This is a genomic window from Cupriavidus sp. 291-E7, assembly GCF_057798835.1.
On record NZ_JBYOJV010000005.1, the window covers coordinates 301,304 to 327,294 of the forward strand.

At 64.5% G+C, this 25,991-nt stretch carries 29 protein-coding genes; 18 read left to right on the forward strand and 11 right to left on the reverse strand.

Annotation, left to right across the window (positions count from 1 at the left end):
* Positions 1-11 precede the first annotated feature (11 nt).
* From ctaD to AC3FLX_RS11850, 5 genes are all read left to right on the forward strand, one after another.
* Positions 12-1,643: a cytochrome c oxidase subunit I gene (gene ctaD / locus AC3FLX_RS11830; protein WP_488696683.1), complete on the forward strand. Its 1,632-nt coding sequence runs from the start codon at positions 12-14 to the stop codon at positions 1,641-1,643.
* Between the two features lie 68 nt (positions 1,644-1,711).
* A complete protein-coding gene (locus AC3FLX_RS11835; protein WP_488696685.1) occupies positions 1,712-1,858 on the forward strand; it encodes a cytochrome oxidase small assembly protein in 147 nt (48 codons plus the stop codon).
* A gap of 43 nt (positions 1,859-1,901) precedes the next feature.
* Complete coding sequence (locus AC3FLX_RS11840) at positions 1,902-2,501, forward strand: cytochrome c oxidase assembly protein (RefSeq protein WP_488696686.1); 600 nt, start codon at positions 1,902-1,904, stop codon at positions 2,499-2,501.
* Positions 2,502-2,512: 11 nt separating this feature from the next.
* Positions 2,513-2,728 (forward strand): DUF2970 domain-containing protein, encoded by a 216-nt coding sequence (locus AC3FLX_RS11845; protein WP_488696687.1) that lies wholly within the window; start codon positions 2,513-2,515, stop codon positions 2,726-2,728.
* 95 nt (positions 2,729-2,823) lie between these two features.
* Positions 2,824-3,684 carry a cytochrome c oxidase subunit 3 gene (locus AC3FLX_RS11850; RefSeq protein ID WP_488696688.1) on the forward strand — a complete coding sequence of 287 codons (861 nt, stop codon included), beginning with the start codon at positions 2,824-2,826 and terminating at the stop codon, positions 3,682-3,684.
* Between the two features lie 99 nt (positions 3,685-3,783).
* Here AC3FLX_RS11850 and AC3FLX_RS11855 read toward each other — a convergent pair whose 3' ends face one another.
* Complete coding sequence (locus AC3FLX_RS11855) at positions 3,784-3,993, reverse strand: twin transmembrane helix small protein (RefSeq protein WP_124682561.1); 210 nt, start codon at positions 3,991-3,993, stop codon at positions 3,784-3,786.
* Between the two features lie 99 nt (positions 3,994-4,092).
* Between AC3FLX_RS11855 and AC3FLX_RS11860 the strand changes: the two genes are divergently transcribed.
* From AC3FLX_RS11860 to AC3FLX_RS11880, 5 genes are all read left to right on the forward strand, one after another.
* Positions 4,093-4,794, forward strand: coding sequence for an SURF1 family protein (locus AC3FLX_RS11860; protein WP_488696780.1), 702 nt, complete (start codon positions 4,093-4,095; stop codon positions 4,792-4,794).
* A 36-nt stretch (positions 4,795-4,830) separates the two neighbouring features.
* A complete protein-coding gene (locus AC3FLX_RS11865; protein ID WP_488696690.1) occupies positions 4,831-5,487 on the forward strand; it encodes an SCO family protein in 657 nt (218 codons plus the stop codon).
* Positions 5,488-5,543: 56 nt separating this feature from the next.
* A complete protein-coding gene (locus AC3FLX_RS11870) occupies positions 5,544-6,647 on the forward strand; it encodes a COX15/CtaA family protein (RefSeq protein WP_488696691.1) in 1,104 nt (367 codons plus the stop codon).
* Positions 6,648-6,655: 8 nt separating this feature from the next.
* Positions 6,656-7,582, forward strand: coding sequence for a heme o synthase (cyoE, locus tag AC3FLX_RS11875; protein ID WP_488696782.1), 927 nt, complete (start codon positions 6,656-6,658; stop codon positions 7,580-7,582).
* A gap of 94 nt (positions 7,583-7,676) precedes the next feature.
* The gene (locus AC3FLX_RS11880) at positions 7,677-8,291 is read left to right on the forward strand and encodes an SCO family protein (protein ID WP_488696692.1); all 615 of its coding nucleotides are present in this window, start codon (positions 7,677-7,679) and stop codon (positions 8,289-8,291) included.
* A gap of 66 nt (positions 8,292-8,357) precedes the next feature.
* Here the strand turns inward: AC3FLX_RS11880 and rpoH are convergent, their stop codons facing one another.
* Entirely contained in the window at positions 8,358-9,293 is a 936-nt protein-coding gene (gene rpoH / locus AC3FLX_RS11885) for an RNA polymerase sigma factor RpoH (RefSeq protein ID WP_488696694.1), read from the reverse strand.
* Between the two features lie 354 nt (positions 9,294-9,647).
* On the opposite strand from rpoH, the gene AC3FLX_RS11890 reads away from it, so the two are divergent.
* Positions 9,648-10,520, forward strand: a complete 873-nt coding sequence (locus AC3FLX_RS11890) for a pirin family protein (protein WP_488696696.1) — start codon at positions 9,648-9,650, stop codon at positions 10,518-10,520.
* Between the two features lie 8 nt (positions 10,521-10,528).
* On the opposite strand, the gene ybiB is transcribed toward AC3FLX_RS11890, so the two are convergent.
* From ybiB to AC3FLX_RS11915, 5 genes are all read right to left on the reverse strand, one after another.
* Positions 10,529-11,518 carry a DNA-binding protein YbiB gene (gene ybiB / locus AC3FLX_RS11895; RefSeq protein WP_488696697.1) on the reverse strand — a complete coding sequence of 330 codons (990 nt, stop codon included), beginning with the start codon at positions 11,516-11,518 and terminating at the stop codon, positions 10,529-10,531.
* A gap of 63 nt (positions 11,519-11,581) precedes the next feature.
* Positions 11,582-12,385 carry an ABC transporter ATP-binding protein gene (locus AC3FLX_RS11900; protein ID WP_488696699.1) on the reverse strand — a complete coding sequence of 268 codons (804 nt, stop codon included), beginning with the start codon at positions 12,383-12,385 and terminating at the stop codon, positions 11,582-11,584.
* Between the two features lie 13 nt (positions 12,386-12,398).
* Positions 12,399-13,307 (reverse strand): nitrate ABC transporter permease, encoded by a 909-nt coding sequence (gene ntrB, locus AC3FLX_RS11905; protein ID WP_488696701.1) that lies wholly within the window; start codon positions 13,305-13,307, stop codon positions 12,399-12,401.
* Between the two features lie 41 nt (positions 13,308-13,348).
* Entirely contained in the window at positions 13,349-14,659 is a 1,311-nt protein-coding gene (locus AC3FLX_RS11910; protein WP_488696703.1) for a CmpA/NrtA family ABC transporter substrate-binding protein, read from the reverse strand.
* Between the two features lie 397 nt (positions 14,660-15,056).
* On the reverse strand, positions 15,057-15,692 hold the full coding sequence (locus AC3FLX_RS11915; protein ID WP_488696704.1) for an ANTAR domain-containing response regulator: 636 nt from the start codon (positions 15,690-15,692) through the stop codon (positions 15,057-15,059).
* 175 nt (positions 15,693-15,867) lie between these two features.
* On the opposite strand from AC3FLX_RS11915, the gene AC3FLX_RS11920 reads away from it, so the two are divergent.
* Together AC3FLX_RS11920 and maiA are read left to right on the forward strand one after the other, a co-directional pair.
* A complete protein-coding gene (locus tag AC3FLX_RS11920) occupies positions 15,868-16,569 on the forward strand; it encodes a fumarylacetoacetate hydrolase family protein (RefSeq protein ID WP_488696705.1) in 702 nt (233 codons plus the stop codon).
* A gap of 4 nt (positions 16,570-16,573) precedes the next feature.
* Entirely contained in the window at positions 16,574-17,221 is a 648-nt protein-coding gene (gene maiA, locus AC3FLX_RS11925) for a maleylacetoacetate isomerase (RefSeq protein ID WP_488696707.1), read from the forward strand.
* Positions 17,222-17,309: 88 nt separating this feature from the next.
* Here maiA and ftsY read toward each other — a convergent pair whose 3' ends face one another.
* Positions 17,310-18,605, reverse strand: coding sequence for a signal recognition particle-docking protein FtsY (ftsY, locus tag AC3FLX_RS11930; RefSeq protein WP_488696708.1), 1,296 nt, complete (start codon positions 18,603-18,605; stop codon positions 17,310-17,312).
* Positions 18,606-18,665: 60 nt separating this feature from the next.
* Between ftsY and AC3FLX_RS11935 the strand changes: the two genes are divergently transcribed.
* The 5 genes from AC3FLX_RS11935 to AC3FLX_RS11955 all read left to right on the forward strand — a co-directional run bounded on the left by AC3FLX_RS11935 (position 18,666) and on the right by AC3FLX_RS11955 (position 23,362).
* Positions 18,666-20,201 carry a M16 family metallopeptidase gene (locus AC3FLX_RS11935; RefSeq protein WP_488696710.1) on the forward strand — a complete coding sequence of 512 codons (1,536 nt, stop codon included), beginning with the start codon at positions 18,666-18,668 and terminating at the stop codon, positions 20,199-20,201.
* 22 nt (positions 20,202-20,223) lie between these two features.
* Positions 20,224-21,588 (forward strand): M16 family metallopeptidase, encoded by a 1,365-nt coding sequence (locus tag AC3FLX_RS11940; RefSeq protein ID WP_488696712.1) that lies wholly within the window; start codon positions 20,224-20,226, stop codon positions 21,586-21,588.
* Between the two features lie 73 nt (positions 21,589-21,661).
* The gene (gene rsmD / locus AC3FLX_RS11945; protein ID WP_488696713.1) at positions 21,662-22,303 is read left to right on the forward strand and encodes a 16S rRNA (guanine(966)-N(2))-methyltransferase RsmD; all 642 of its coding nucleotides are present in this window, start codon (positions 21,662-21,664) and stop codon (positions 22,301-22,303) included.
* 245 nt (positions 22,304-22,548) lie between these two features.
* Positions 22,549-23,034, forward strand: coding sequence for a pantetheine-phosphate adenylyltransferase (coaD, locus tag AC3FLX_RS11950; RefSeq protein ID WP_066739714.1), 486 nt, complete (start codon positions 22,549-22,551; stop codon positions 23,032-23,034).
* A gap of 67 nt (positions 23,035-23,101) precedes the next feature.
* Positions 23,102-23,362, forward strand: coding sequence for a YfhL family 4Fe-4S dicluster ferredoxin (locus AC3FLX_RS11955; RefSeq protein ID WP_066739904.1), 261 nt, complete (start codon positions 23,102-23,104; stop codon positions 23,360-23,362).
* 109 nt (positions 23,363-23,471) lie between these two features.
* Here the strand turns inward: AC3FLX_RS11955 and pth are convergent, their stop codons facing one another.
* The 3 genes from pth to AC3FLX_RS11970 all read right to left on the reverse strand — a co-directional run bounded on the left by pth (position 23,472) and on the right by AC3FLX_RS11970 (position 25,902).
* Entirely contained in the window at positions 23,472-24,068 is a 597-nt protein-coding gene (gene pth / locus AC3FLX_RS11960) for an aminoacyl-tRNA hydrolase (protein WP_488696716.1), read from the reverse strand.
* A gap of 101 nt (positions 24,069-24,169) precedes the next feature.
* Positions 24,170-24,784, reverse strand: coding sequence for a 50S ribosomal protein L25/general stress protein Ctc (locus AC3FLX_RS11965; RefSeq protein ID WP_488696718.1), 615 nt, complete (start codon positions 24,782-24,784; stop codon positions 24,170-24,172).
* A gap of 164 nt (positions 24,785-24,948) precedes the next feature.
* Positions 24,949-25,902: a ribose-phosphate pyrophosphokinase gene (locus AC3FLX_RS11970; RefSeq protein WP_488696719.1), complete on the reverse strand. Its 954-nt coding sequence runs from the start codon at positions 25,900-25,902 to the stop codon at positions 24,949-24,951.
* Between the last annotated feature and the right edge of the window lie 89 nt (positions 25,903-25,991).

The following is a 25,991-nucleotide window of genomic DNA, read 5'->3' on the forward strand; positions in this document are numbered from 1 at the left end:
GAGTCATTGCGATGAGTACCGCTACCCCGGAGACACTGGGCCATCCGCACGACCACGCGCACGATCACGGTCATGATCACGGTCATGACGATCACGCCCACGATCATCCGCACGGCTGGCGCCGTTGGCTGTTCGCGACCAACCACAAGGACATCGGCACGCTGTACCTGCTGTTCTCGTTCACGATGCTGCTGTCCGGCGGCGTGCTGGCACTGCTGATCCGCCTGGAGCTGTTCGAGCCGGGCCTGCAGTTCTTCCGCCCCGAGCTCTTCAACCAGTTCACCACGATGCACGGCCTGATCATGGTGTTCGGCGCGATCATGCCCGCCTTCGTGGGCTTTGCGAACTGGATGATCCCGCTGCAGATCGGCGCATCGGACATGGCGTTCGCGCGCATGAACAACTTCAGCTTCTGGCTGATGCCGCCGGCCGCGCTGCTGCTGGTGGGTTCGTTCTTCGTGCCGGGCGGCGCCACCGCCGCGGGCTGGACGCTCTACGCGCCGCTGTCGGTGCAGATGGGCCCCGGCATGGACATGGCCATCTTTGCCATGCACATCATGGGCGCGTCGTCGATCATGGGCTCGATCAACATCATCGTGACCATCCTCAACATGCGCGCGCCTGGCATGACGCTGATGAAGATGCCGATGTTCTGCTGGACGTGGCTGATCACCGCGTACCTGCTGATCGCCGTGATGCCGGTGCTGGCTGGTGCCATTACGATGGTGCTGACCGACCGCCACTTCGGCACGAGCTTCTTCTCGGCCGCCGGCGGCGGTGACCCGGTGATGTACCAGCACATCTTCTGGTTCTTCGGGCACCCCGAGGTGTACATCATGATCTTGCCGGCGTTCGGCATCATCTCGCACGTGGTGCCGGCCTTCGCGCGCAAGCGCCTGTTCGGCTACAGCTCGATGGTGTACGCCACGGCGTCGATCGCCATCCTGTCGTTCATCGTCTGGGCGCACCACATGTTCACCACCGGCATGCCGGTGACGGGCCAGCTGTTCTTCATGTACGCGACGATGCTGATCGCGGTGCCCACGGCCGTGAAGATCTTCAACTGGATCGCCACCATGTGGCGCGGCTCGATGACGTTCGAGACCCCGATGCTGTTCGCGATCGGCTTCATCTTCGTGTTCACGATCGGCGGCTTCACGGGCCTGATGCCGGCCGTGGCACCGATCGACATCCAGCTGCAGGACACGTACTTCATCGTGGCGCACTTCCACTACGTGCTGGTGGCGGGCTCGCTGTTCGCGCTGTTCGCGGGCTTCTACTACTGGGGTCCGAAGTGGAGCGGGTTCATGTATGACGAGATGCGCGGCAAGATCCATTTCTGGGGCTCGCTGATCTTCTTCAACGTGACCTTCTTCCCGATGCACTTCCTGGGCCTGGCCGGCATGCCGCGCCGCTATGCGGACTACCCGACCCAGTTCACGGACTTCAACGCCGTGGCATCGCTGGGCGCGCTGGGCTTTGGCCTGATGCAGGTGTACTTCTTCTTTGCCGTGGTGCTGCCGTCGTACCGTGGCGGCCAGGCCGCGGGCGACAAGCCGTGGGATGGCGCCGAAGGCCTGGAGTGGACCGTGCCGTCGCCGGCCCCGTTCCACACCTTCGAGGAACCGCCGGTCGTGAAGTAAAGCGCAGTCGTCGTAGTTTAAGAAATGGCCGGATGCCCGCGGGCGTCCGGCCAAGCGAGATTCCAAACATGCAGCCCTCAGCAAAAAGCCCGTCGCAACTGGAACGTGAAGCCAGCCAGAAAGCCGCCAACCGGCGCCTGGGCTGGATCCTGCTTTCGATCGTGGTGGTTTTTTTCCTGGGATTCGTGGCCAAGATGAAGTTTCTTGGCGGCTGATCCGAAAATAGAAAGTAAAAAGCAAAGAGCCGGAGACAGAGTCGTGGACGCGCAGGACAAGGCCCTCGAAAAGCGTTTCAACCGCGGCATGCTGATGCGCCTGCTGGTGGTGGTCACGCTGATGTTTGCCTTTGGCTACGCGCTGGTGCCGCTGTACAAGGCGATCTGCGAAGTCACCGGACTGAACGTGGTGACCACGCGCGACCTGTATGGCGCGGGTGCGGCGGTAAAGAACACGCAGATCGACCGCAGCCGCACGATCACCGTGGAGTTCGATTCGAATGCGCGCGGCCCGTTTGCGTTCCGTCCGGTCAAGCATTCGATGGAAGTGCATCCGGGCGAGCTGACGACGATCGTGTATGAGGTGGCCAACGGCCAGTCGCGCGATATCTCGGCGCAGGCGATTCCGAGCTACGCGCCGAAGCAGGCCACGGAGTATTTCAAGAAGGTCGAGTGTTTCTGCTTCAAGCAGCAGACGCTCAAGGCGAACGAGGCGCGCGAGATGCCGGTGGTCTTCGTGATCGATCCGAAGCTGCCGAAGGATGTGAAGAACATCACGCTGTCGTACACGTTCTTCGAGATCGGCACGCCGGTGGCGCAAGCGCCGGAGGCCGGCGCGGCGGCAATGCGGCAGGGCAGCTGAGGAGGCTGGACATGGCGACCGACGATCCGGTTCATCGCAAGGCGTCATTCATACAGACGGTGCGCGCGGTGTTGTGGTCGTTCATCGGGCTGCGCAAGGGGTCGGAGCATGAGTCCGACATGGCGCGGCTGAACCCGGTGCATGTGATCATCGCCGGGCTGATTGCGGCGGCAGTGTTCGTGGCGGTGCTGATCGCCATCGTGCGCGTCGTGGTCAGCCAGGCATAGCAGGGCAGCAGATACAAAGCGAGCACGCCGCCGGCCAGCAGTGGGGGCCGGATGGCGAAAAACATGAATCGAGACTTTGAGCTGGAGATAGAAGAATGAGTGCGAATCGCGCAAACGCCCCGTACTACTTCGTGCCGGGCCCGTCGCGCCATCCGATCACGGCGGCGTTCGGCCTGCTGATGACCGGCGCGGGAGCCGCCGGTTGGGTCAACGGGCAACCGTGGGCGCCGTACCTGTGCGGCTTCGGCCTGATCTGGTTCCTGTTCGTGCTCAAGAGCTGGTTCGGCGACGCGATCGGCGAATCGGAGGGCGGTCTCTACGGCAAGAACATCGACGTGTCGTTCCGCTGGTCGATGGGCTGGTTCATCTTCTCCGAGGTGATGTTCTTCGCGGCATTCTTCGGCGCACTGTTCTATGCGCGCACGATCGCCATGCCGTGGCTGGGCGACCTGAACAACAAGATCATCTGGCCGGATTTCGCGGCGGTGTGGCCGAACATGGGCCCGGCGGGTACGGTGGAGAGCTTCCAGGTCATGGGTCCGTGGCCGATCCCGACCATCAACACCGCGCTGCTGCTGACCTCGGGCGTGACGCTGACCTGGGCGCACCACGCGCTGCTGGCCGGCAAGCGCAACCAGGTGATTCAGGGCATGGCGCTGACGATTCTGCTGGGTGCGATCTTCATGTGCCTGCAGGCCTACGAATACATCCACGCTTACCATGAGCTGAACCTGAAGCTCACGTCGGGTGTCTATGGTTCGACGTTCTTCCTGCTCACGGGCTTCCACGGTTTCCACGTGACGATGGGGGCGATCATGCTGGCCGTGGTGCTGGGCCGCGTGCTGAAGGGCCATTTCACGCCGGAGCACCACTTCGCGTTCGAAGGCGCGGCCTGGTACTGGCACTTCGTGGACGTGGTCTGGCTCGGTCTGTACGTGGTCGTGTACTGGTTGTAATGCGCTGGCCGCCGCCCACCGGCGGCGTTGCGGTACAAACAAGAAGCGCCGCGGGAGCAATCCTCAGCGGCGCTTTTGTTTTGCGGACCGGCGTCGCGGTCAGGGCGACATCTGGATGCCGGTGCTCTGGATCCAGCCCATCCAGTGCGAGAACAGGATGAACAGGAACAGCGCCACCGAGAAGCCGACGCGCAGCATCAGTGAGCGCATCATGTTGGGCGTGCGGCCCCGGTCGCGCATCATGAAAAACAGCGCGGAGGCCAGGCTGCCGATGATCAGGATGAAGGCGACGATGATGACAAAGCGCATGTGGGGACTCTTTTCGGCAAGCGCCCATTATCGCACCGTGATCGCGGGAGAACACCCGTGACGACCCGCAGGCGCTGGCGCGCGCCGGGGCCGGTGCCGATGATCGCCGCGCTGGTGGTGATCGCGGTGACCTGCGCACTGGGCAACTGGCAGTTGCGGCGCGGGCACGAGAAGACGGATCGCGCCGCACGGTTGGCGGCGCTGGCGGAGCAGGCACCGGTCGATCTGCACGCGGGGCAGGCAAATGCGGCCACGGTGGTGGATCGGCGAGTGCGCGCGCATGGCAGCTTCGACGCGGCACGGACCGTTCTGCTCGACAACCGGCCACATGGCAACGGCACCGATAATCGCGCGGGTTTTCTGGTGCTGACGCCGCTGCGGCTGGACGATGGCGGGCAGGTGCTGGTGCTGCGCGGCTGGCTGCCGCGCGACGCGCAGGATCGCACGCGCATTGCGCCGTTTGCGACGCCATCCGGCACCGTCTCCGTCGAAGGCATCGCATTGCCCACGGTGCCGCGCGTGTACAGCCTGGGCCAGGACCCTTCGGCCGAGGCCGGCCGCAAGATACGTCAGAATATCGACCTTGCCGCGTTTGCCGGTGAGATTGGTACGCCACTGTTGCCGCTAGTGGTGGAGCAGTCGACCGACAATGGCGATGGCTTGGCGCGTGACTGGGCGCCCGCCGATCTTGGCGCCGACCGCCACTTTGGCTATGCCGCGCAGTGGTTCGGCCTGGCCGCGCTGGCGGCTGTCCTGGTGGTGGTGCTGGGATGGCGCCGCGCCCGGCGCGAAGCCGCCTGATGTGGTTTCAGGCAGTGGCAACCGAATAATCGAACGATGAACGCACAGACTCCTTCCATGCCGCAGCAAGACCCTTCGGCCACGCCCGACCCCCGCATCGACGCGCGCACGCGCCGCGGCCGCCTGCAGATGTTGATGCTGCTGCTGGTGTGCGCGTCGCCGGTGCTGTTTTCCTATTTCACGTACTACGTGATCAAGCCCACCGGCGGTTCGACGAACTACGGCGCGCTGGTGGACCCACAGCGCCCGATGCCTGCGGTGCAACTGGTGGACGAGCGCGGCGAGGCGGTGCCGCTGACGGCCATGCGCGGCAAATGGCTGATGCTGATGACCGATCCTTCCGCCTGCGACGAAGCCTGCGCGCGGAAGCTGTTCACGATGCGGCAGATTCGCGCGGGCCAGGGCGAGGGCCGCGAACGGATCGTGCCGGTCTGGCTGATCCAGGACACAGGCAAGGTGGACGACCGGCTCGTTGACGCCTACAACGAACCCTATGCTGGTGTGCGCTTCCTGCGCATGGATCGCGCGGCCATCGCGGAATGGCTGCCGGCCGGGCAGGACGCGCGCGTCGAGGACACGATCTTTCTGGTCGATCCACTCGGCAACCTGATGATGCGCTGGCCGAAAGACCCCGACCCGAAGAAGGTGAGCAGCGATCTCAAGAAGCTGCTCAAGTATTCGCGCATCGGCTGAAGCTGAAGCTGACCCGCCGACCGATTGAAACCTTTTGAATTCCTGGCTGTACCGAAATGCTGCTCCAGCTCGCCATCATCGGCATCCTGATCGCCCTGCTGCCACTGTCCTATGTGATGGTGCGCGGCAGCCGTGACAAATACCGCAAGCTCGTGTGGATTACGGCGTTCCTGACGCTCGACCTGATCATGTTCGGCAGTTTCACGCGCCTGACCGATTCCGGCCTGGGCTGCCCGGACTGGCCCGGCTGCTATGGCCATTCGAACCCGCACGCCGCCCTGGAGCCGATCCGCGCCGCCGAAACCGCGCTGCCGAGTGGCCCGGTGACACTGGTCAAGGCGTGGATCGAGATGATCCATCGCTATTTTGCGATGGCGGTGGGCGTGCTGATCATTTCGCTGATGGTGCTGGCCTGGGTCAAGCGGCGGGAACTGAAGCAGTCGCCGTGGTTTGCCACGGGCGTGTTCGTGCTGGTGTGCGTGCAAGGCGCGTTCGGCATGCTCACGGTGACGATGAAGCTGCAGCCGATCATCGTAGTCACGCACCTGCTGCTGGCCATGCTGTTGCTGGCTTCGCTGATCTGGCTTGGCTCGCGCAACGACATGCCGCACGCCGTGGCGCCCCAGGCGGCGTCGCTGCGCTGGGCGGGCCTGATTGGCATCGCGCTGCTGGTGATCCAGATATTCCTTGGCGGCTGGGTGAGCACCAACTATGCGGTGCTGGCCTGTACCGATTTCCCGCTGTGCAATGGCCAGGTGGTGCCCGAGATGGACTTCCGCCACGGTTTCACGCTGTGGCGCCAGCTTGGTATGACGGCCGATGGCGACTACATTCCGCATGCCGCGCTGGTGGCCATCCACTGGGTGCACCGCGGGTTCGCTTTCGTGGTGCTTGGCTACCTGCTCTGGTTCGGCCTGCGCGCCCGCAAGCTGGAAGGGTTGTCGCGTCACGGCAAGTGGCTGCTGGCCGTGCTGGCGCTACAACTCGCCACGGGCATGTCCAACATCGTGTTCGACTGGCCGCTGGTGGCGGCGGTAGCACATAACGGCGGAGCAGCCCTGTTGCTGATGCTGTTGCTCCGTCTCAACTACAATATTGGCCTCGCGACCCGCTCCGCCGGCGCCGCCGCCCAACCCGCGATTGCGGCGCGCGCCACATGAAGGACAAGATGCCCCCCGTGGTTACCGCTACTCACCCCCATTCCTCCGTGGGCCGATTACGTCATCTGGCCCGACAATATGCCGCACTGACCAAGCCGCGCGTGACGCAGCTGGCGGTGTTCTGCTCCGTCATCGGCATGTTCCTGGCCACGCCGGGCATGGTGCCCTGGTCGGTCCTGATCGGCGGCGCCGCCGGTATCTGGCTGCTGGCCGGCGCGGCCTTTGCCATCAATTGCCTGGTGGAACAAAAGATCGATGCGCTGATGCGTCGCACGGCCTGGCGCCCATCGGCCACGGGCGAGATCACCACCACGCAGACGCTGATCTTCTCGGCCATCCTGGGCGGCAGCGGCATGTGGCTGCTGCACGTGTTCGCCAATGACCTGACGATGTGGCTGACGTTTGCGACGTTCCTGGGCTACGCGGTGGTCTACACGATCCTGCTGAAGCCGGCCACGCCGCAGAACATCGTGATCGGCGGCCTGTCCGGCGCCATGCCTCCCGCGCTGGGCTGGGCGGCCGTGGCCGGCACGGTGCCGGCCGAGGCCTGGTTCCTGGTGCTGATCATCTTCACGTGGACGCCGCCGCACTTCTGGGCCCTGGCGCTCTATCGCCGCGCCGACTACGCCAAGTCCGGCCTGCCGATGCTGCCGATCACGCACGGCGAGCGCTACACGCTGCTGCACATCCTGCTGTACACGCTGGTGATGATCGCGGCGACGCTGCTGCCGTTCGTCTATGGCATGAGCGGCTACATCTATCTGGCCGCGGCGCTTGGCCTGGGCCTGGTGTTCCTGGGTTACGCCTGGAAGCTGTTCCGCAATTACTCGGACCAACTGGCCCAGCGCACCTTCCGCTATTCGATCCTGTATCTGTCGCTGCTGTTCGCGGCGCTGCTGGTGGATCACTACTTCAAGTTCGTGCCGCAGGTCTGATGCACCTGCCTGCGGCATCTTGCCGCGCCCGCGAGCCATCGTCGATGTGATCGGCGATACTTTCGGGCGTACCCCGTTCCCTTCGTTTCGACGCATGCCGAATTCCGCCCAAGGCTTTCTAGCCACGTTCCGCCGCTTCTGCCTGCTGGTTCTCTGTGTCACGCTCCTGGCCGCCTGCGGTCAGCCGAAGCCTTCGTTCAAGAACGTCGATATTTCGGGCGCCAGTGATTTCGGCAAGGACTTCGCCCTTCAGGACCCCACGGGCAAAACCCGCACGCTGGGTGACTTCAAAGGCAAGGTGGTCCTGATGTTCTTCGGCTACACCCATTGCCCGGACGTCTGCCCAACCACGATGGTCGAGCTCAAGCAGGTGATGGACCAGATGGGGCCGGATGCCGACAAGGTGCAGGTCCTGTTTGTCACCGTGGACCCGGACCGCGACACGGCGGCGCTGATGGCGCAATATGTGCCGGCCTTCGATGCCCGCTTCCTGGGCCTGCGCCCGGCTGACGAGGCGGCACTCAAGAAGGTCACCAAGGACTTCAAGGTGTACTACGCCAAGGTCCCCGGTTCGTCGCCGAACAACTACACGATGGATCACTCGGCAGGCAGCTACGTATTTGACCAGAGCGGCCAGCTGCGCCTGTTCATCCGTCACGGCCAGGGTCCGGAGCCGATCGCTCACGACCTGAAGGCGCTGATGTCCTGACGCGGGGCGCGCAGGAAACAAAAAGGCCGGTCAATCGACCGGCCTTTTGCTTTGGCGGGGTGTGGATCAGGCGAATGCCGCCAGCGCACCCTTCATCTTCTTCATGGCCGCGGCCTCGATCTGCCGGATCCGCTCGGCGGACACGCCGAATTCGTCAGCCAGCTCGTGCAGCGTGGACCCGCCCGAACCGTCGTCGTTGACGTCCAGCCAGCGCGCCTCGATGATGCGGCGGCTGCGCGGATCGAGCTTGCCCAGCGCTTCTTCCAGGCCCTCGACCTGCAGGCGGTCGTGGCGCTTGGCTTCGATCACCTTGGTCGGCTCGTTATGGTTGTCCGCCAGGTAGGCGATGGGGGCGAATTCCTCTTCGCCGTCGTCGACCTGGCCTTCCAGCGCCATGTCACCGCCCGCCATGCGGGTTTCCATCTCCATCACCTCTTCGGGCTTCACGTTGAGCTCGCGCGCAACGGCTTCCACCTGCTCGGGGGTGAAGGTATGCAGACCCTGCTTGTGGCTGCGCAGGTTGAAGAACAGCTTGCGCTGCGCCTTGGTCGTGGCGACCTTGACCATGCGCCAGTTCTTCAGCACATATTCGTGGATCTCGGCTTTGATCCAGTGCATCGCGTACGACACCAGGCGCACGCCTTGTTCCGGGTCGAAGCGCTTCACGGCCTTCATCAGGCCGATATTGCCCTCCTGGATCAGGTCGGCGTGCGGCAGGCCGTAGCCCAGATACTGGCGGGCGATCGACACCACGAGACGCAGGTGAGACATCACCAGGCGACGCGCGGCATCGACGGATTCGTGATCGCGCAAATCGCGTGCGAGACTCAGCTCTTCCTCGGGGGTGAGCATCGGGACACGATGCACCGCCTGGATGTAGCTTTCCAGATTGCCCAGCGTGCCCGGGAAAGTCAGCGCCAGGCTGTTCGCGGTAGCGTTCTGGGGCGCCGTTGGCAGACGGCGAGAAACTTGGGTTTGATCGGCAGACAGAACTGCGTTCACTATGACTCCTTTCGCATCCGGCGGTGGGTTGCCGGTGTGTCCCGGAAGGACACCGCATTGCAACGCATATTAGCACTCGAACCGGACGAGTGCTAAGTTAGAGAACTTATGGGGTTGATAGTTCAGCCCGATTGCATCCTCTTTTGTAATAGCCATCGATTCGGATCTCTGGCCGGCCGAATCCAGCACCGGCAAGGCCTTGCGGGCAGTCGCCCATCTGGCAAGAAGATTAGAGAGAAGGATGGTCAATCGGTTTCCGACCAATTCACTGTAATTTCGGGATGGTGAATTGCGGGATTCGCTACACTGAAGTTGTTTTCCAGCCGCATTGCACCATTCCTCGGAGACGTTTCCATGTCTGCTATCGAACACTTGCTGAAGCCCCATGTGCGGGACCTCGGCGAGTTCACCGTACGCCGCCTGCTGCCGGCCGCCACGACCCAGACCGTCGGCCCGTTCATCTTTTTCGACCATATGGGTCCGGTGGTAATGGCGCCGGGACAAGGCATGGATGTGCGCCCGCATCCGCATATCGGCCTGGCTACCGTGACCTATCTCTTCGAAGGCGCGATCATGCATCGGGACAGCCTCGGGAGCGAACAGGTCATCCGGCCCGGCGATGTGAACTGGATGACGGCTGGCACCGGCATCGTCCACTCCGAGCGCACGCCCGACGATCTGCGCGAGGCAGGGCCCCGTGTTCACGGCATCCAGACCTGGGTGGCGCTGCCCAAGGCGCATGAGAACGATCCGCCATCCTTCCACCATCACCCGGGCGCCACGCTGCCCAAGCTGGAGCTGCCGGGCGTGCGGATGACGGTGATTGCCGGCGACGCCTTTGGCGCCGAGTCCCCGGTTCGTGTGTATAGCCGGACGCTCTACGTCGCCATCGAGATGGACGCCGGCAGCAGCCTCGTGATTCCGGCCGATCATGTTCAGCGCGGCATCTACCCGGTGGACGGCAATCTGGAAATGGATGGGGAAACGCTGCCGGCCGAGCATCTGGTGGTGCTGACGCCCGGCGAGCCGGTCACCATCACGGCGACGATGCCGTCGCGCGTGATGCTGCTCGGCGGCGACCCTACTGACGGACGCCGGTTCATCTTCTGGAACTTCGTGGCCAGCAGCAAGGAGGCCATCGAGGAAGCCAGCCAGCGCTGGCAGGACGACAAATTCCCTCACGTGCCCGGCGAAACCGAGCGGAGTCCGCTGCCGGTGCGGCGTTAAGCCGCAGCTCAGAGCGGGCTGGCCCAGGCCACGCGAGTGGCTTGTTGCAGACACTCCTTGATCGTGGCGATCTGGGTCGCGATGGGCGCGGGTACGGCTTCCGTGCCATCGAGCACCTTCCGGATCCAGGCCGCCGTCTCGGCCACATCGGTGCCGGCAGGCAACGCCGGAACCTCGGCGATCGATCCGCCCACCGGGTCCACCATCGTGCGCTGGTGGCCGTCGTGCAGCCAGTCGATGCGCGTGCTGCGGCGCGCGTCCGCGACGACTTCGCCTTCCGTGCCGCGTCCAAGCAGCACGTTGGCCGGCTCATGCGAGAAGTAATCGGTCAGCGTTTCCCGATATTCGGGGTGCGTGTAGCTGTACAGGCGCAACGCCTCGGCGGGCGTATGGCCGCCCACCGGCTGAAGCATCTTCACGATCGTGTGTGAGGAGTTGCGCAGGCCGATGATCGACCGCTTCTCGAGCAACGCGGACAGCGCGGGCGACAGCACGTCCACGGGCAGCACGGCCAGCGGGTTCGATGCCGCGCGCAGCTGGTCCTGCGCCGCCTGCGTGGTATCGCACAGCGGCACGCCCAGCGCCTCGAACAGGGCGATGCTGGTGACCCGGCCCTGGAATCCGCGTACGCCATGCACCAGCGTCGGCACGCCGTCGCGCGCCAGCAGCATCGCCAGCAGCGGCACCAGGTTGGGTTGCTTGCGCGCGCCGTTGTAGCTGGGGATCACCACCACGGGCTTGTCGGGCGGCGCGGCCAGCGGCTGGCAATGCAGGTGCGCGGCTTCGAGCATCCCCGCCAGTTCGTGCGGGGCTTCACCCTTGATGCGGTACGCCATCAGCACGGCGCCCAGTTCGATATCGGAAACGCGGCCGGCCAGCATGGCGTCGAACAACGCCTGCGCGTCCTCGCGCGGCAACGCACGGGCGCCGTTGACGCCGCGCCCGATTTCCTTGATGTACTTTGCCGCCGAAAAAGGCGAATCTGCTGCAGTGGTCATGGTGACTGCCGGAATCGTGGGGTTGGGGTTCATGATAGCCCCACGATTCCGTCGGCGAAAGGCTCAGGCAGCCTCTTGCAGCGCCGGGTTGCGCTGCTTGCGGTACAGGAAGTCCAGCACCGCGGTGCGGCACGCATGGTAGGTCTTGTCGTCCGCCAGCGCCACGCGGTCGCGCGGGCGCGCGATGCCGACGCTCAGGATCTCGCCGATCGTGGCCGCGGGGCCGTTGGTCATCATGACGATGCGGTCGGCCAACAGCACGGCTTCGTCCACGTCATGCGTGACCATGACCACGGTGCTCTTCGTACGGGCGACGATCTTGATGAGTTCGTCCTGAAGGTGCGCGCGAGTCAGTGCATCGAGCGCGCCGAACGGTTCATCCATCAGCAGCACCTTCGGCTGCATCGCCAGCGCCCGGGCGATACCCACGCGCTGTTTCATCCCGCCCGATATCTCGTGCGGATACTTGGACTCGGCATGCGTCAGACCCACCAGTGCCAGGGTGTCATGCGTGCGGGCCTTCAACTGTGCCTTGCTTTCCGCCGCACCGAACACGCGCTCCACGCCCAGGTGGACGTTCTCGAAGCACGTGAGCCAGGGCAGCAGCGAGTGGTTTTGAAACACCACGGCACGCTCCGGCCCGGGTCCGGCAATCTCGCGCCCCGCGCAGATCAGGGCGCCGGCGGTGGGCATGGTCAGGCCGGCGATCAGGTTCAGCAGCGTGGACTTGCCGCAGCCCGAATGCCCGATCAGCGTGATGAACTCTCCTTCGGCAATCGACAGGTTGATGTCGCGCAGCGCCACGAACGGCCCCTTGCGCGTCTTGAACGTCTGGCCGACGTTTTCGATGCTGACGAACTTTTCCATCCTGGGACTCCGTTCAGGTATTGCCGTAGCTGAAGCGGCGCGCCAGGGCCAGCAGCAGGTGCTCCAGCACCAGGCCCACCACGCCGATGATGAAAATGGCGATGACGATGTGTTCGACCTTGAGGTTGTTCCACTCGTCCCACAGCCAGAAACCGATGCCGGTGCCGCCCGTCAGCATCTCGGCGGCCACGATCACCAGCCACGCGGTGCCGATGGAAAGCCGCACACCGGTCAGCATGTACGGCAGCACCGCCGGGAACAGCACGCTGCGGAAGATCTTCCATTCGGACAGATCGAGCACGCGCGCCACGTTGAGGTAGTCCTGCGGCACCCGTGTCACGCCCACGGCGGTGTTGATGATCATCGGCCAGATCGAGCAGATGAAGATGGCCCAGATGGCAGCCGGGTTGGCGGCCTTGAACAGCAGCAGGCCGATGGGCAGCCAGGCCAGCGGCGACACCGGCCGCAGCAGGCTGATCACCGGCGCGGCCATCGCGTTCAGGAACGCGAAGCGCCCGAGCAGAAAGCCCGCCGGAATGCCGATCACCGCCGCCAGGCCGAAGCCGGCCGCCACGCGCGCCAGCGATGCCAGCACGTTCCAGCCGATACCCTGATCGTTCGGACCATTGCGATAGAACGGATCGGAAAACAGCGGCACGGCGGCATTCCATGTGACACCTGGCGTGGGCAGCGCGGGAATCAGCGTGGCGATGCCGTGCCAGACCAGCAGGAACAGCACGAAGCCGGCCAGTGGCGGCACGCATTTGTGAACGATGGCGGCAATGGCCTCACGCCGTGCCGCCTGCTGTGCCTGGGCGGCAATCTCCCGCGCGCGGCGGCGCGTATGTTCCTTGGCTTCGGAATCGATGGCATCTGCATCCACGGCAGCACCTTTCGGAGAAGTTGGGGCGATGGCATTCACGGCAAGCTCCTTTCGGAAGAGCGATGAGACGGGCTATGGGGTCAGAGGGCGTTCGCCTTGATCTTGAAGCCGTCGGCGTAGGCCTTCGGGTCCTTGGTGGCATCCCAGGTCACGCCATCGATCAGCTTCGCGGTACGGAAGTCGCTCTTGGGCAGCGGCACCTGCGCGGCGGCGGCCGCCTGCTTGAACACGTCGATGCGGTTCACCTGCTTGGCCACGGCCAGGTAGTCGGGATGGTCCTTCAGCAGGCCCCAGCGCTTCTGCTGCGTCAGGAACCACATGCCGTCCGACAGGAACGGGTAGTTGGCCAGGCCGTCCTGGTAGAACTTCATCGAATCGGGGTCGTCCCAGGTCTTGCCCAGGCCGTTGGTATAGCGGCCCAGCATGCGATCCAGGATGATGTCCATGTCGGTGTTGACGTAGGACTTGGCCGCGATGGTCTCGGCGGTCTTGCGGCGGTTCGACGCCGATGCGTCGATGAACTTCGACGCTTCCAGGATGGCCGCCACCATCGCGCGCGCCGTGTTCGGATTCTTCTGGACGAACTCGGACGTCGTGCCGAGTACCTTCTCGGGGTGATCCTTCCAGATGGCTTGAGTGGTTTCGGCCGTGAAGCCGATCTTGTCGGCGATGGCACGCGCGCCCCACGGTTCGCCGACGCAGAAGCCGTCCATGTTGCCCACGCGCATGTTGGCCACCATCTGCGGTGGCGGCACGGTGATCGCCTTGGCGTCCTGCATCGGATTGATGCCGTTGGCGGCCAGCCAGTAGTAGAGCCACATCGCGTGCGTGCCGGTGGGGAAGGTCTGGGCGAACACGTACTCGCGCTTTTCCCGCGTCATCAGCGCCTTCAGGCTGGCGCCGTCCTTGACGCCCTTTTCCGCCAGCTTCTGCGACAGCGTGATGGCCTGGCCGTTGTGGTTCAGATTCATCAGCACGGCCATGTCCTTCTTCGGCCCGCCGATGCCGAGCTGCACGCCATAGACCAGGCCGTAGAGCACGTGCGCGGCATCGAGTTCGCCATTGACGAGTTTGTCGCGCACGGCGGCCCACGACGCTTCCTTGCTCGGCGTGATCTTGATGCCGTACTTCTTGTCCAGGCCCAGCGTCGATGCCATGACGACCGACGCGCAGTCGGTCAGCGGAATGAAGCCGATCTTGACCTCGGTCTTTTCGGGGGCGTCGGAGCCGGCGGCCCAGGCACCGCTGCGCACCAGCGGGTCCACCAGCGTCATCACGCTGGCGCCGGCAATGGTGGCCAGCGCGCGGCGGCGGCCGTGGCTGGCGGGCGCGTGGTCGGCGGCGGCGTTGTCGGCGACGTTGGGCTTGGCAATCTTGAGGCGAGAGGGCATTGCGATGGCTCCGAGAAGAAAAAAGGCGCCCTGACCGCAGCCCCGTCTTCATCAGAAGCCGGAGGTGCGGTGCAGGACGCCGTTGTCCGATGCCGCGCGTGCCGTCGTTGGCTCGCGTGCACACGTGTTGTGGGTTGATGCCGGGTGATGCCGGCCGTCGTTGGCCTTGCCGTGGATAACGCAAGCCCCATGCCATGCTCGTTGCGGTGCACAAATTTCCCGGCGCGCGCGCGTTTTCCCCATCTGGATGCGCGGACGCATGCGGACGGTGCATGAAGCAGGCATGCGGCGCACACGGCGGCCGGCCTGGCGTTCGAAGCGTGCGCGGGGGAAGGGAGAAGCCGGAGGTGGTGCTGCGCCAGACTTGTGCATGCACAAGTCCGGCGTGAGGCGGGGGTCAGCTCATGACGTCGATGACGCGCTCGGCGGCGTCCACGAGCTTGATGCCACGTTCCATCGCCATCGACCGCAGGCGCTTGTAGGCTTCGTCCTCGCTGATGCCGCGCGCCTGCATCAGCAGGCCCTTGGCACGCTCCACGGTCTTCCGCTCGGCCAGCTTGAGCTTGGTGGCGTCCAGTTCGGCGCGCAGTTGCTGGTCCAGCTCGAACCGCGCATAGGCCACGTCCAGGACGGTTTTCACGCGCTCGGCGCGCAGCCCGTCGACGATATAGGCGGTGATCCCGGCCGACAGCGCTGCCTTGATGCGCTGGGAGTCGTCATTGTCGGTGAACAGGACGATGGGCCGCGGCGCGTGCTGCGTCGAGACGCAGACATGCTCGATGGTGTCGCGGGCCGCGGATTCTGAAGCGATGATGACGAGGTCGGGCTGCACCGCCGTGATCACATCGGGCAGCTTCAGGTCCGCGTCGACGGTCTGCACCTCGGCGAAGCCAGCTTGCGCCAATCCGGCGCGGATGGTCTCCACGTTGAGCGGATCGGCGTCGTGCGGGTCCCGGACCAGCAGGATGCGCAAAGGGCGCGAGGCTGCGGCGGGAGGTGCGCTGGCGGATGGGGGCTGGGTGCGGCGGTTCATGGCGGTCGCTTGGTTGCAGTGCAATATGCAAGATTCGCGCCGGGTGTGCTTTCACTGTATGCCACCGTACGCCGGGTGTATGCTTTGCCCCTGCCGCGCCCCCGATTTCCGATATCGAGGCACGCCGAATGCACCGGCGCGGCGTTCCATCAAAAAGAGAAAGCAGGAGAGTTGGATGACCGAGTTCGTATTCGCCCCGCAGGCCCCCGTCGGGGTGCCGGTGCGAGGCAGCAGTGCAAGCTTCCCCGTGCGCCGGGTCTATTGCGTGGGTCGCAATTATGCCGCGCACGCACGTGAAATGGGCTCGGATCCAGACCGCGAACCGCCGTTCTTTTTCTGCAAGCCGTCCGACGCCGTCAGCTACGTGGCCGACAACACCGAGGGCACGTTCCCCTATCCGCCGGGCACCGGCAATTGCCACTATGAAGTGGAACTGGTGGTGGCCATCGGCAAGGGTGGCCGCGATATTCCGGTCGACCAGGCTGCCAGCCACGTCTACGGCTATGCCATCGGCCTGGACATGACGCGCCGCGACCTGCAGAACGAATCGAAGAAGACGGGCCGCCCCTGGGAAACCGGCAAGGCGTTCGACAAGTCGGCGCCGATTGGTCCGATCGTGCCGGTGTCCGCCATCGGCCATCCCGAAAAGGGCGCCGTGACGCTGGCAGTGAACGGGGTGGAAAAGCAGCGCGGCGACCTCTCCGACCTGATCTGGTCGGTGCCGGAGATGGTGTCGTACCTGTCGAAGCTGTTCGAACTGCAGCCGGGCGACCTGATCTACAGCGGCACCCCCGAAGGCGTGGGGCCGGTGGTCAAGGGCGACGTCATGCAGTGCCACGTGGCCGGCGTGGGCGACCTGACGATCAAGGTGGTGTGACGCCATGCTCGAGCTTTACAGCTACTTCCGTAGCTCGGCCTCGTTTCGCGTGCGCATCGCCCTGAACCTGAAGGGTCTGCCCTACGACTACAAGGGCGTGCACCTGCTCAAGGAAGGCGGCATGCAGCTGAAGCCCGAGTACCGCGCGCTGAACGCCGATGGCGTGGTGCCGACGCTGGTGGTGGACGGCAAGCCGCTGATCCAGTCGATGGCGATCATCGAATACCTCGATGAGATCCATCCGGCGCCGGCGCTGCTGCCCAGCGATCCGTTCGACCGCGCGGTGGTGCGCGGTCTGGCCCAGGAAATCGCCTGTGAGATCCATCCGCTGAACAACCTGCGCGTCCTCAAGTACCTGAAGCACGAACTCAAGGTGCCGGAGGAAGCCAAGGACGCGTGGTATCGCCACTGGATCGAGCAGGGGTTTGCATCGCTCGAAAAGAACCTGTCGCAACTGGGCCGCGTGGGCCGCTATTCGTTCGGCGATACGCCGACGCTGGTGGACCTGTGCCTGGTGCCGCAGGTGTTCAACTCGCAGCGCTTCAACGTGGACCTGACCCCGTTCCCGACGATCGCGAAGATCCATGCGAACTGCATGGAGGAGGAAGCGTTCCAGAAGGCGGCACCGGGGGTGCAGCCGGATAGCGAGTGATCGGATCCATCGCCAGAACAAAAAACCCCGGCAGCGATGCCGGGGTTTTTTGTTTGAAAGTAGAACCTTGCCAGTTCGTTGCCTGGTGTTACCCCAGCAACGCCTCCGCAAATTCCTCGGCCTTGAACGGCTGCAGGTCTTCCACCTTCTCGCCCACGCCGATGAAGTAGACCGGCACCGGGCGCTGACGTGCGATGGCGGCCAGGATGCCGCCCTTGGCCGTGCCGTCGAGCTTGGTCACGATCAGGCCGGTCAGGCCCAGCGCGTCGTCGAAGGCGCGTGTTTGGGCCAGTGCGTTCTGGCCCGTGTTGGCATCGATCACGAGCAGGCACTCGTGCGGCGCCGTGGGCATCGCCTTGCCGATCACGCGCTTGACCTTCTTCAGTTCTTCCATCAGGTGCAGCTGCGTGGGCAGGCGGCCCGCGGTATCGGCCATCACGATATCGATCTTGCGGGCGCGCGCGGCGTTCACGGCGTCGAAGATCACGGCGGCCGGGTCGCCGCTTTCCTGAGCCACCACCGTCACGTTGTTGCGCTCGCCCCAGATCGTCAGCTGTTCGCGCGCGGCGGCGCGGAACGTGTCGCCGGCGGCCAGCAGCACCGACTGGTGGTACGACTGGAAATGCTTGCAGAGCTTGCCGATGCTGGTGGTCTTGCCCGCGCCGTTGACGCCGGCGATCATCATCACCAGCGGCTGTTCGCGGCCCAGCTCCATCGTCTTTTCGAGCGGCTTGAGCAACTGCACCAGCAGGTCCTTCAGCGCAGCCTTCACGCCTTCCGCGGTTTCGATGCGATCGCTCTTTACGCGGCGGCGCAGCTCGGTCAGCAGGTATTCGGTCGCTTCCACGCCGGCATCGGACATCAGCAGCGCGGTTTCCAGTTCCTCGAACAGGGCCTCGTCGACCTTTACGCCGACAAACAGCACGCCGATGTTCCGGCTGGTCTTCGACAGGCCGGCCTTCAGGCGCGACATCCAGCCGCGCTTGGCTTCGGCCGTGGGCGCGGGCGGTGGCACCAGTTCGAGTTCCTCGACCACCGGCGGCTCATAGGCAACCGGGGCTGGCGCGGGCGGCGGCACCTGGGCGGGCACGGGGACCGGCACGGGAACCGGTGCCGGGGCCGGGCTAGGAGCCGGGGCAGGCGCGGGAATGGGTGCCGGGACAGGAACCGGAGCGGGAATGGGTGCCGGGGCGGGGACGGGAACCGGGACCGGCACGGGAACCGGCGTCGGGGCCGGAGCGGGTGTCGGAGCGGGAAGCGGCGCGGGCGCTGGGGCCGGTGAGGGCAGCGGGGCGGGAGCTGGCGCGGGGACAGGTGCCGCAACCGGCGGCTCGACAGGCGCGGGAGCCGGCTCGGCCTTGCGCTTCTTCCAGAAACTAAACATTGGGAAAGGGGTCAATACCCCGGTAGAATCAATCGCCAAAATTCTAGCAGACGGGGTCGCATGAACCATTGCGCTGACTTGTCCGGAGCGGGCGCCGCCCGCATCGTATCGCCTTCCACCGGCGCCGCCCGACTCTCGCGGCGTCTGATCTCCACCCTGGTTGTCGCCACGCTTGCCGTTCCGCTGGCGGGAACCGTCATGGCGCAGACCAAGGGCGAGCCCACGCGGGCGACCACGCCGCAGGGGCCGCCATCGGGCATGGCAACCGCCGGCAAAGTCGGCCAGTCGGAGGCCGGTACCACCGAGTTCAGGCTGTCCAACGGCATGCGCGTGATCGTCAAGGAAGACCATCGCGCGCCCACGGTGGCGCACCAGATCTACTACCGGGCAGGCGGCAGCGACGAAGTCAGCGGCACCACCGGCGTGGCCCACATGCTCGAACACATGATGTTCAAGGGCACGCCCAAGGTACCGATCGGCGAATTCTCGCGCCAGATCGCGCTGCTGGGTGGCCGCGAGAATGCGCTGACCAACCGCGACTTCACGCTCTATTACCAGCAGATCGCCAAGCAGTATCTGCCCAAGATGATGGAGCTGGAGGCCGACCGCATGGCCAACCTCATCATCAAGAAGGAAGAGTTCGACCGCGAGATGAAGGTGGTGATGGAAGAGCGCCGCCTGCGTACCGACGATTCCCCGCGCGGCAAGGTCTACGAGCAGCTGCTGGCCACGGTCTACACGGCGATGCCGTACCGCCATCCGGTGATCGGCTGGATGGATGACCTGGTCAACATGCACGTGGAAGACGTGCAGGACTGGTACAAGACCTGGTACGTGCCTAACAACGCGCTGCTGGTAGTGACCGGGGACGTGAAGGCCGACGAGGTGCGCGCGATGGCCGAGCGCTACTATGGCAAGCTCAAGCCGCGCGCGCTGCCACTGCGCAAGACTCAGCTGGAGGCGCAGCAGGAGGGCATCAAGCGCGTATGGGTCAAGGCGCCGGCCGAGAACCCGTATATCGTGCTGGCCTACAAGGTGCCGCGCCTGCATGACGTGGAAAAGGACGTCGATCCGTATGCGCTGGAGGTGCTGTCGGCCGTGCTGAACGGCTACGACAACGCGCGGCTCACGCGCGAGCTGGTGCGCGAGCAGCGCTTGGCCGACGACGTCAACGTCGGCTACGACAGCATCAATCGCAATGAATCGCTGTTCGTGCTCGACGGTACGCCGGCCAGCGGACACACCACCGAGGAAATCGAAAAGGCGTTGCGCGAGGAGCTTCAGCGCATTGCCAAGAACGGTGTGTCCGAGGAAGAACTGAAGCGCGTCAAGGCGCAGGTGGTGGCTGGCCAGATCTACAAGCGCGACTCGGTGTTCGGGCAGGGCATGGAGATCGGTGTGTCGGAAATCGCCGGCATCTCGTGGCGCCAGATCGATCGCATGCTCGACAAGATCAAGGAAGTCACCCCCGCGCAGGTGCAGGCCGTTGCCGGCAAGTATTTCAGCGACGACAACCTGACCGTGGCCACGCTGCTGCCGCAGCCGATCGACCCCAACAAGCCCAAGACCGCAGCGCCCGAAGGCCTGCGTCATTGAGGACAGAGTCCAAGGAGAAAGAATGTCCCTGTCCGTCATGACCATTGCGTCTCCGCGCCTGTTGCGCCGACTGGCTGGCGCCGCCTGCGGGGCGGCCGCGCTGCTGGCCGGCACCGTTGCCTACGCCGCGATCCCCATTGAAAGCTGGACGGCTTCCACCGGTGCCAAGGTGTTTTTCGTGCCTAGCCCATCGATTCCGATGCTCGACGTCAATATCGACTTCGACGCGGGCAGCCGCTACGACCCACCCGGCAAGGCCGGCCTGGCCACGCTGACCGCGGCGCTGCTCGACAAGGGCAGCAGCGCGCAGAACGGCCAGCCCGCCCGCAACGAGGCGCAGATCGCCGACGCCTTTGCCGACACCGGTGCGGATTTCGGTGGCGCCGCTGGTGGCGACCGTGGCGGCGTCGGTTTGCGCACGCTGACGGCGTCGCCCGAGCGTGAGCAGTCACTGCGTCTGGCTTCGCAGCTCATCAAGGCCCCTGCCTATCCCGACGCCGTCGTGGCACGCGAGAAGCAGCGCCTGATCACGGCCATCCGCGAGGGCGATACGCGCCCCGGCGTGATTGCCGACAAGACGTTGTCGAAGACGATGTACCCGAACCATCCGTACGGTGTGTCCGCCACGCCGGAATCGGTGGGTTCGATCACACGCGAGGACCTGCTGAAGTTCTGGCGCGATAACTACACCGCCAAGCGAGCGGTGGTGACGCTGATCGGCGCCATCGACCGCAAACAGGCGGAGCAGATCGCCGAGGAGATGACACGCGGTCTGCCCGAAGGTACCGCGGCACCGAAGCTGCCGGATGTGCAGATGTCGATCCCGGCCAGCGAGAAGCGGATTCCGCATCCGGCGCAGCAGGCGAGCGTAGCGATTGGCGCACCTTCCATTGCGCGTGGCGACCCCGACTACTTCGCGCTGCTGGTGGGCAACTATGTACTGGGTGGCGGTGGCTTCAGCTCGCGCCTGACCGATCAGGTGCGCGAAAAGCGTGGACTCACCTACGGCGTGGATAGCTTCTTTGCGCCATCCAAGCAGCCGGGGCCGTTCAGCATCACGTTGCAGACCAAGAAAGAGAACACCAACGAGGCAGTGGGGCTGGTGCGGCAGATTCTGGCGAAATACGTAGCCGAAGGTCCGACCGATGCGGAGCTGAAGGCGGCCAAGGATAACCTGATCAATGGCTTCCCGCTGCGCATCGACAGCAACCGCAAGCTGCTGACCAATGTGGCAAATATTGGCTGGTATGGCTTGCCACTGGACTACCTCGATACGTGGACCGCGCAGATCAACAAGGTGACGCGCGATCAGGTGCGCGCCGCCTTCCAGCGGCACGTACATCCCGATGCCGTGGCCACGGTCATCGTCGGCGGCCCAGAAAAGTGATCCGCTGGCCTGATTGTTGGCCAGAGCACGCCCCGCCGCTGTACCGGGGCTTGCCAGGCTCTACAATCACGGCATGAATCCGCAATCCCGACCTTCGCCCGCACCGCGCGGGCGAACTTCTCTGTCCCGCCAGCCTCGCCAGACATCGGCCCAGGTACGCATCATCGGCGGCCGCTGGAAACGATCGCTGCTGCCGGTGCTCGAGGCTGAAGGGCTGCGCCCGACGCCAGATCGCGTGCGTGAGACGCTGTTCAACTGGCTGGGGCAAGACCTCACCAGCCTGGCTTGCCTGGACCTGTTTGCCGGCTCCGGCGCACTCGGATTCGAGGCCGCGTCGCGCGGCGCGGCCGCCGTGACGCTGGTCGAAGCCAATCCGCGTGTGGCGAAGCAGTTACGCGACAACCAGTACAAGCTCGACGCGGCGCAGGTCAGGGTGGTTCAGGCCGACGCCTTCGCGGCTGCGGCGCAGATGCCGGCGGACAGCTTCGACGTGGTGTTTCTGGACCCGCCGTTCGCCGAAGACTGGATCGGACCGGCGCTGGAGCATGCCGCGCGGCTGACACGGCCCGGTGGCGTGGTCTATGTGGAATCGGACAAGGCGCTGATCGGTGCCGATGCGCCGGTGCCCGCTTCGCTCGAGATCATCCGCCAAGCCCGGGCTGGCGCCGTGCATTTCCATCTGCTGCAGCGTCGCGAAGGCAACGACACGGAATGAGTCGTGTTGGCCGCATCGGCCAGCACCGCGGTCATATGACGACTGCCAGGCGGATTGCCGCCCCGGACAAGCGTTTGTGGGTCTGCTGCAATGCCGCAAAAAGGCGGCCGGGCGGACTTCAAAAAGCCGCATTTGGGGTTACACTACGCCGCTGTTGATTGTCCAACGCCCGTCACGCAGCCAGTATTCGAAAGCGGTCTCCCTGCATGGGCAGGCCGCCAGCGGGCAGCCCCTAAGGAGGAAACATGGTCGTCGCCGTCTATCCCGGTACTTTTGATCCCATGACCCGGGGACACGAGGATCTCGTCCGTCGTGCGTCGAATATCTTCGACGAACTCGTGGTCGGCGTGGCGCATAGCCCTAACAAGCGCCCGTTCTTCTCGCTCGAAGAGCGCATCGGTATTGCCCGTGAAGTCCTGGGTCACTATCCGAACGTCAGGGTGGAGGGATTCTCCGGCCTGCTCAAGGATTTTGTACGCAAGAACAATGCGCGTGTGATCGTAAGGGGCCTTCGCGCGGTATCCGACTTCGAGTACGAGTTCCAGATGGCGGGCATGAACCGTTACCTGTTGCCCGACGTCGAGACGATGTTCCTGACGCCGTCCGACCAGTACCAGTTCATCTCGGGCACGTTCGTGCGCGAAATCGCCGTGCTGGGCGGCGATGTCAGCAAGTTTGTCTTCCCCTCCGTGGAGCGTTGGCTTCAGGAGAAAATCGGCAAACCGGAATAAAATACGACCTTCGATCCCGTCGACGTGGCCAGTTCGGGCATGGGCGGGGTTGCTGGAAGGAACCATCATGGCGCTACTGATCACCGACGACTGCATCAATTGCGACGTTTGTGAACCCGAGTGCCCGAACGAAGCCATCTCGATGGGGCCCGAGATCTATGAGATCGACCCCAACAAGTGCACCGAATGCGTCGGTCACTTCGACGAACCGCAATGCCAGCAGGTCTGCCCTGTGGCTTGCATTCCGAAGGACCCGAACCGCATCGAAACGCACGAGGTGCTGATGCAACGCTACCGGCTGCTGACCGCGGCCAAGCACGCGGCCTGAAGCCGGAGGCACATCCGGCCACTTCGTTCCGGCCCCACAAAGCAGAAAATGAAAAATCCCGCGCGACCGCAAGGTCGGCGGGGTTTTTTGTACGTGGATGCCAGATGGTCTAGCGCCCGGTATGCAGCTCCATCATCGCGCGTTCGCTCTCGCCACGTGCCAGCACGCCCAGTGGGCCGATGCAATGGTCGATCGCTTCGTCGATGGCCTGCTGTTCTTCCTTGCGCGGAGGCGTCAGCACGAAATTCACCACGTCCTCGCGTCCGCCAGCGGCGGCGCCCGGCGCGTTGCGCGGATGGCCCACGCCGATGCGCAGGCGCCAGTAGTCCTGCGTGGTCAGATGGGCGGAGATATCCTTCAGGCCGTTGTGCCCGCCCGAGCCGCCGCCGCGCTTGAGCTTGACCGAACCGGCGGGCAGGTCCATCTCGTCGTGCGCCACGAGGATTTCGTCGGGCAGGATCTTGTAGAAGCGCGCGAGCGATACCACCGACAGCCCGGACCGGTTCATGAAGGTCGACGGTTTGAGCAACCAGACGTCCTGGTCCCACAGCCGTGCGCGGCCGGCCAGGCCGTGGAAGCGGCCCTCCACGCGCAGCGTGGTACTGCCCATGCGGGCGAGCTGGTCGACGAGCCAGAAACCGGCGTTGTGCCGGGTGGCCTCGTATTCCGCCCCGGGATTACCGAGGCCGACGATGAGCTTGATCATGCGTGAAAGAAAGCGGAAGCAGGCGTGAAAGGATACGCGAAAACCGTGCACGAAAAAAAACCGCCGGAGAACCGGCGGTTTTTTCCAGAGACGCAGGCAGCTTAGGCAGCCGGCGTTTCGCCTTCGCCACCGTCAGCGGCTTCGGTCGACTGGGCGCCAGCCGGCAGCGAGATGTTCGCCACGGCCGGGTTGTCGTCACCGTGGGTGATGGCGGTCACGCCCTTCGGCAGCTTCAGGTCCGACAGGTGAATGGTCTGGTTCAGCTCGGCTGCAGCCAGATCCACTTCGATGAACTCGGGCAGGTCGGCCGGCAGGCACGACACTTCCAGGTCGTTCATGATGTGGTTCACGATGCCGTGGCCCAGCTTCACGCCAGGAGCGGTTTCCTGGTTCATGAAGTGCAGGGGCACCTTCACGTGGATCTTTTCCGTGGCCGACACGCGCTGGAAGTCAACGTGCAGCACCATCGGCTTGAACGGGTGCATCTGGAATGCGCGCAGCAGGGCCTTTTCGTTCTTGCCGGCAACTTCCAGGTCCAGGATCGACGAGTGGAACGCTTCCTTCTTCAGGGCGTGCCACAGGGCGTTGTGATCCAGTTCGATCATCTTCGGTTCGGCGGCGCCGCCGTAGATGATGCCGGGCGTCTTGCCCGAATTGCGCAGGCGGCGGCTCGCACCCGTTCCCTGTACGCTACGCTCGAAAGCGACTACTTTCATGTTCAACTCCAAATGTGAAGAAGGCTGTCCGCGACCAGACAGCCTCGACTGACGATACGACAATCAAACCGTACCGCATGAATCACATTGGCCACCCAGAGGTGGCCAATGCGGTAAACCCAGAATTCTAGCAGGCTTTTGCCTGCCTTGCGCCTGCTTACCGATCAGTGGTCGGCAAACAGCGACATGATCGAGTCGCCCTTCACGATCCGGGTGAAGGTTTCGGCCAGCAGCGGGGCGGTCGAAACCTGGCGGATCTTGCCGGACTGGCGTGCTTCGTCGGACAGCGGAATCGTGTCGCAGACCACCACTTCGTCCAGCGACGAAGCTGCGATGCGGGCGGCGGCACCACCCGACAGCACCGGGTGCGTACAGTACGCGAACACCTTCAGCGCGCCACGTTCCTTCAGCACCTGCGCGGCCTTGCACAGCGTGCCGCCGGTGTCGATCATGTCGTCCATGATCACGCAGTTGCGGCCGGCCACTTCACCGATGATGTTCATCACCTCGGAGACATTGGCCTTGGGGCGACGCTTGTCGATGATGGCCAGATCGCAGTCCAGCTGCTTGGCCAGTGCACGGGCACGCACCACGCCGCCGACGTCCGGCGACACGACCAGCAGGTCGCCGTAGCTCTTCTCGCGCAGGTCGCCCAGCAGAACCGGGGATGCGTAGATGTTGTCGACGGGAATATCGAAGAAGCCCTGGATCTGGTCAGCGTGCAGGTCCATCGTCAGGACGCGCTCGACGCCGGCCACTTCCAGCATGTTGGCCACGATCTTGGCCGAGATGGCCACGCGCGCCGAACGCGGGCGGCGATCCTGGCGTGCATAACCGAAGTAGGGCATGGCGGCGGTGATGCTGCGTGCCGAAGCGCGCTTGAGCGCATCGACCATCACCATCAGTTCCATCAGGTTGTCGTTGGTCGGCGCGCAGGTGGACTGCAGCACGATGACGTGCTTGCCGCGAACGTTTTCCTGGATTTCTACTTGAACTTCACCGTCGGAGAAACGGCCGACCAGAGCCTTGCCCAGCGGAATGCCGAGGTGCTGTACGACAGCCTCCGCGAGTTTAGGGTTGGCATTGCCGGTAAATACCATCAAGCCTTCGACGCTCATTCGGGGCACCTGTCTTGCTGCTGGGGGAGCTTTGAGCCACCGGCCGATGCCGGTAGCGAGTTCTGCATGTCCGATTCGGACACTATAGG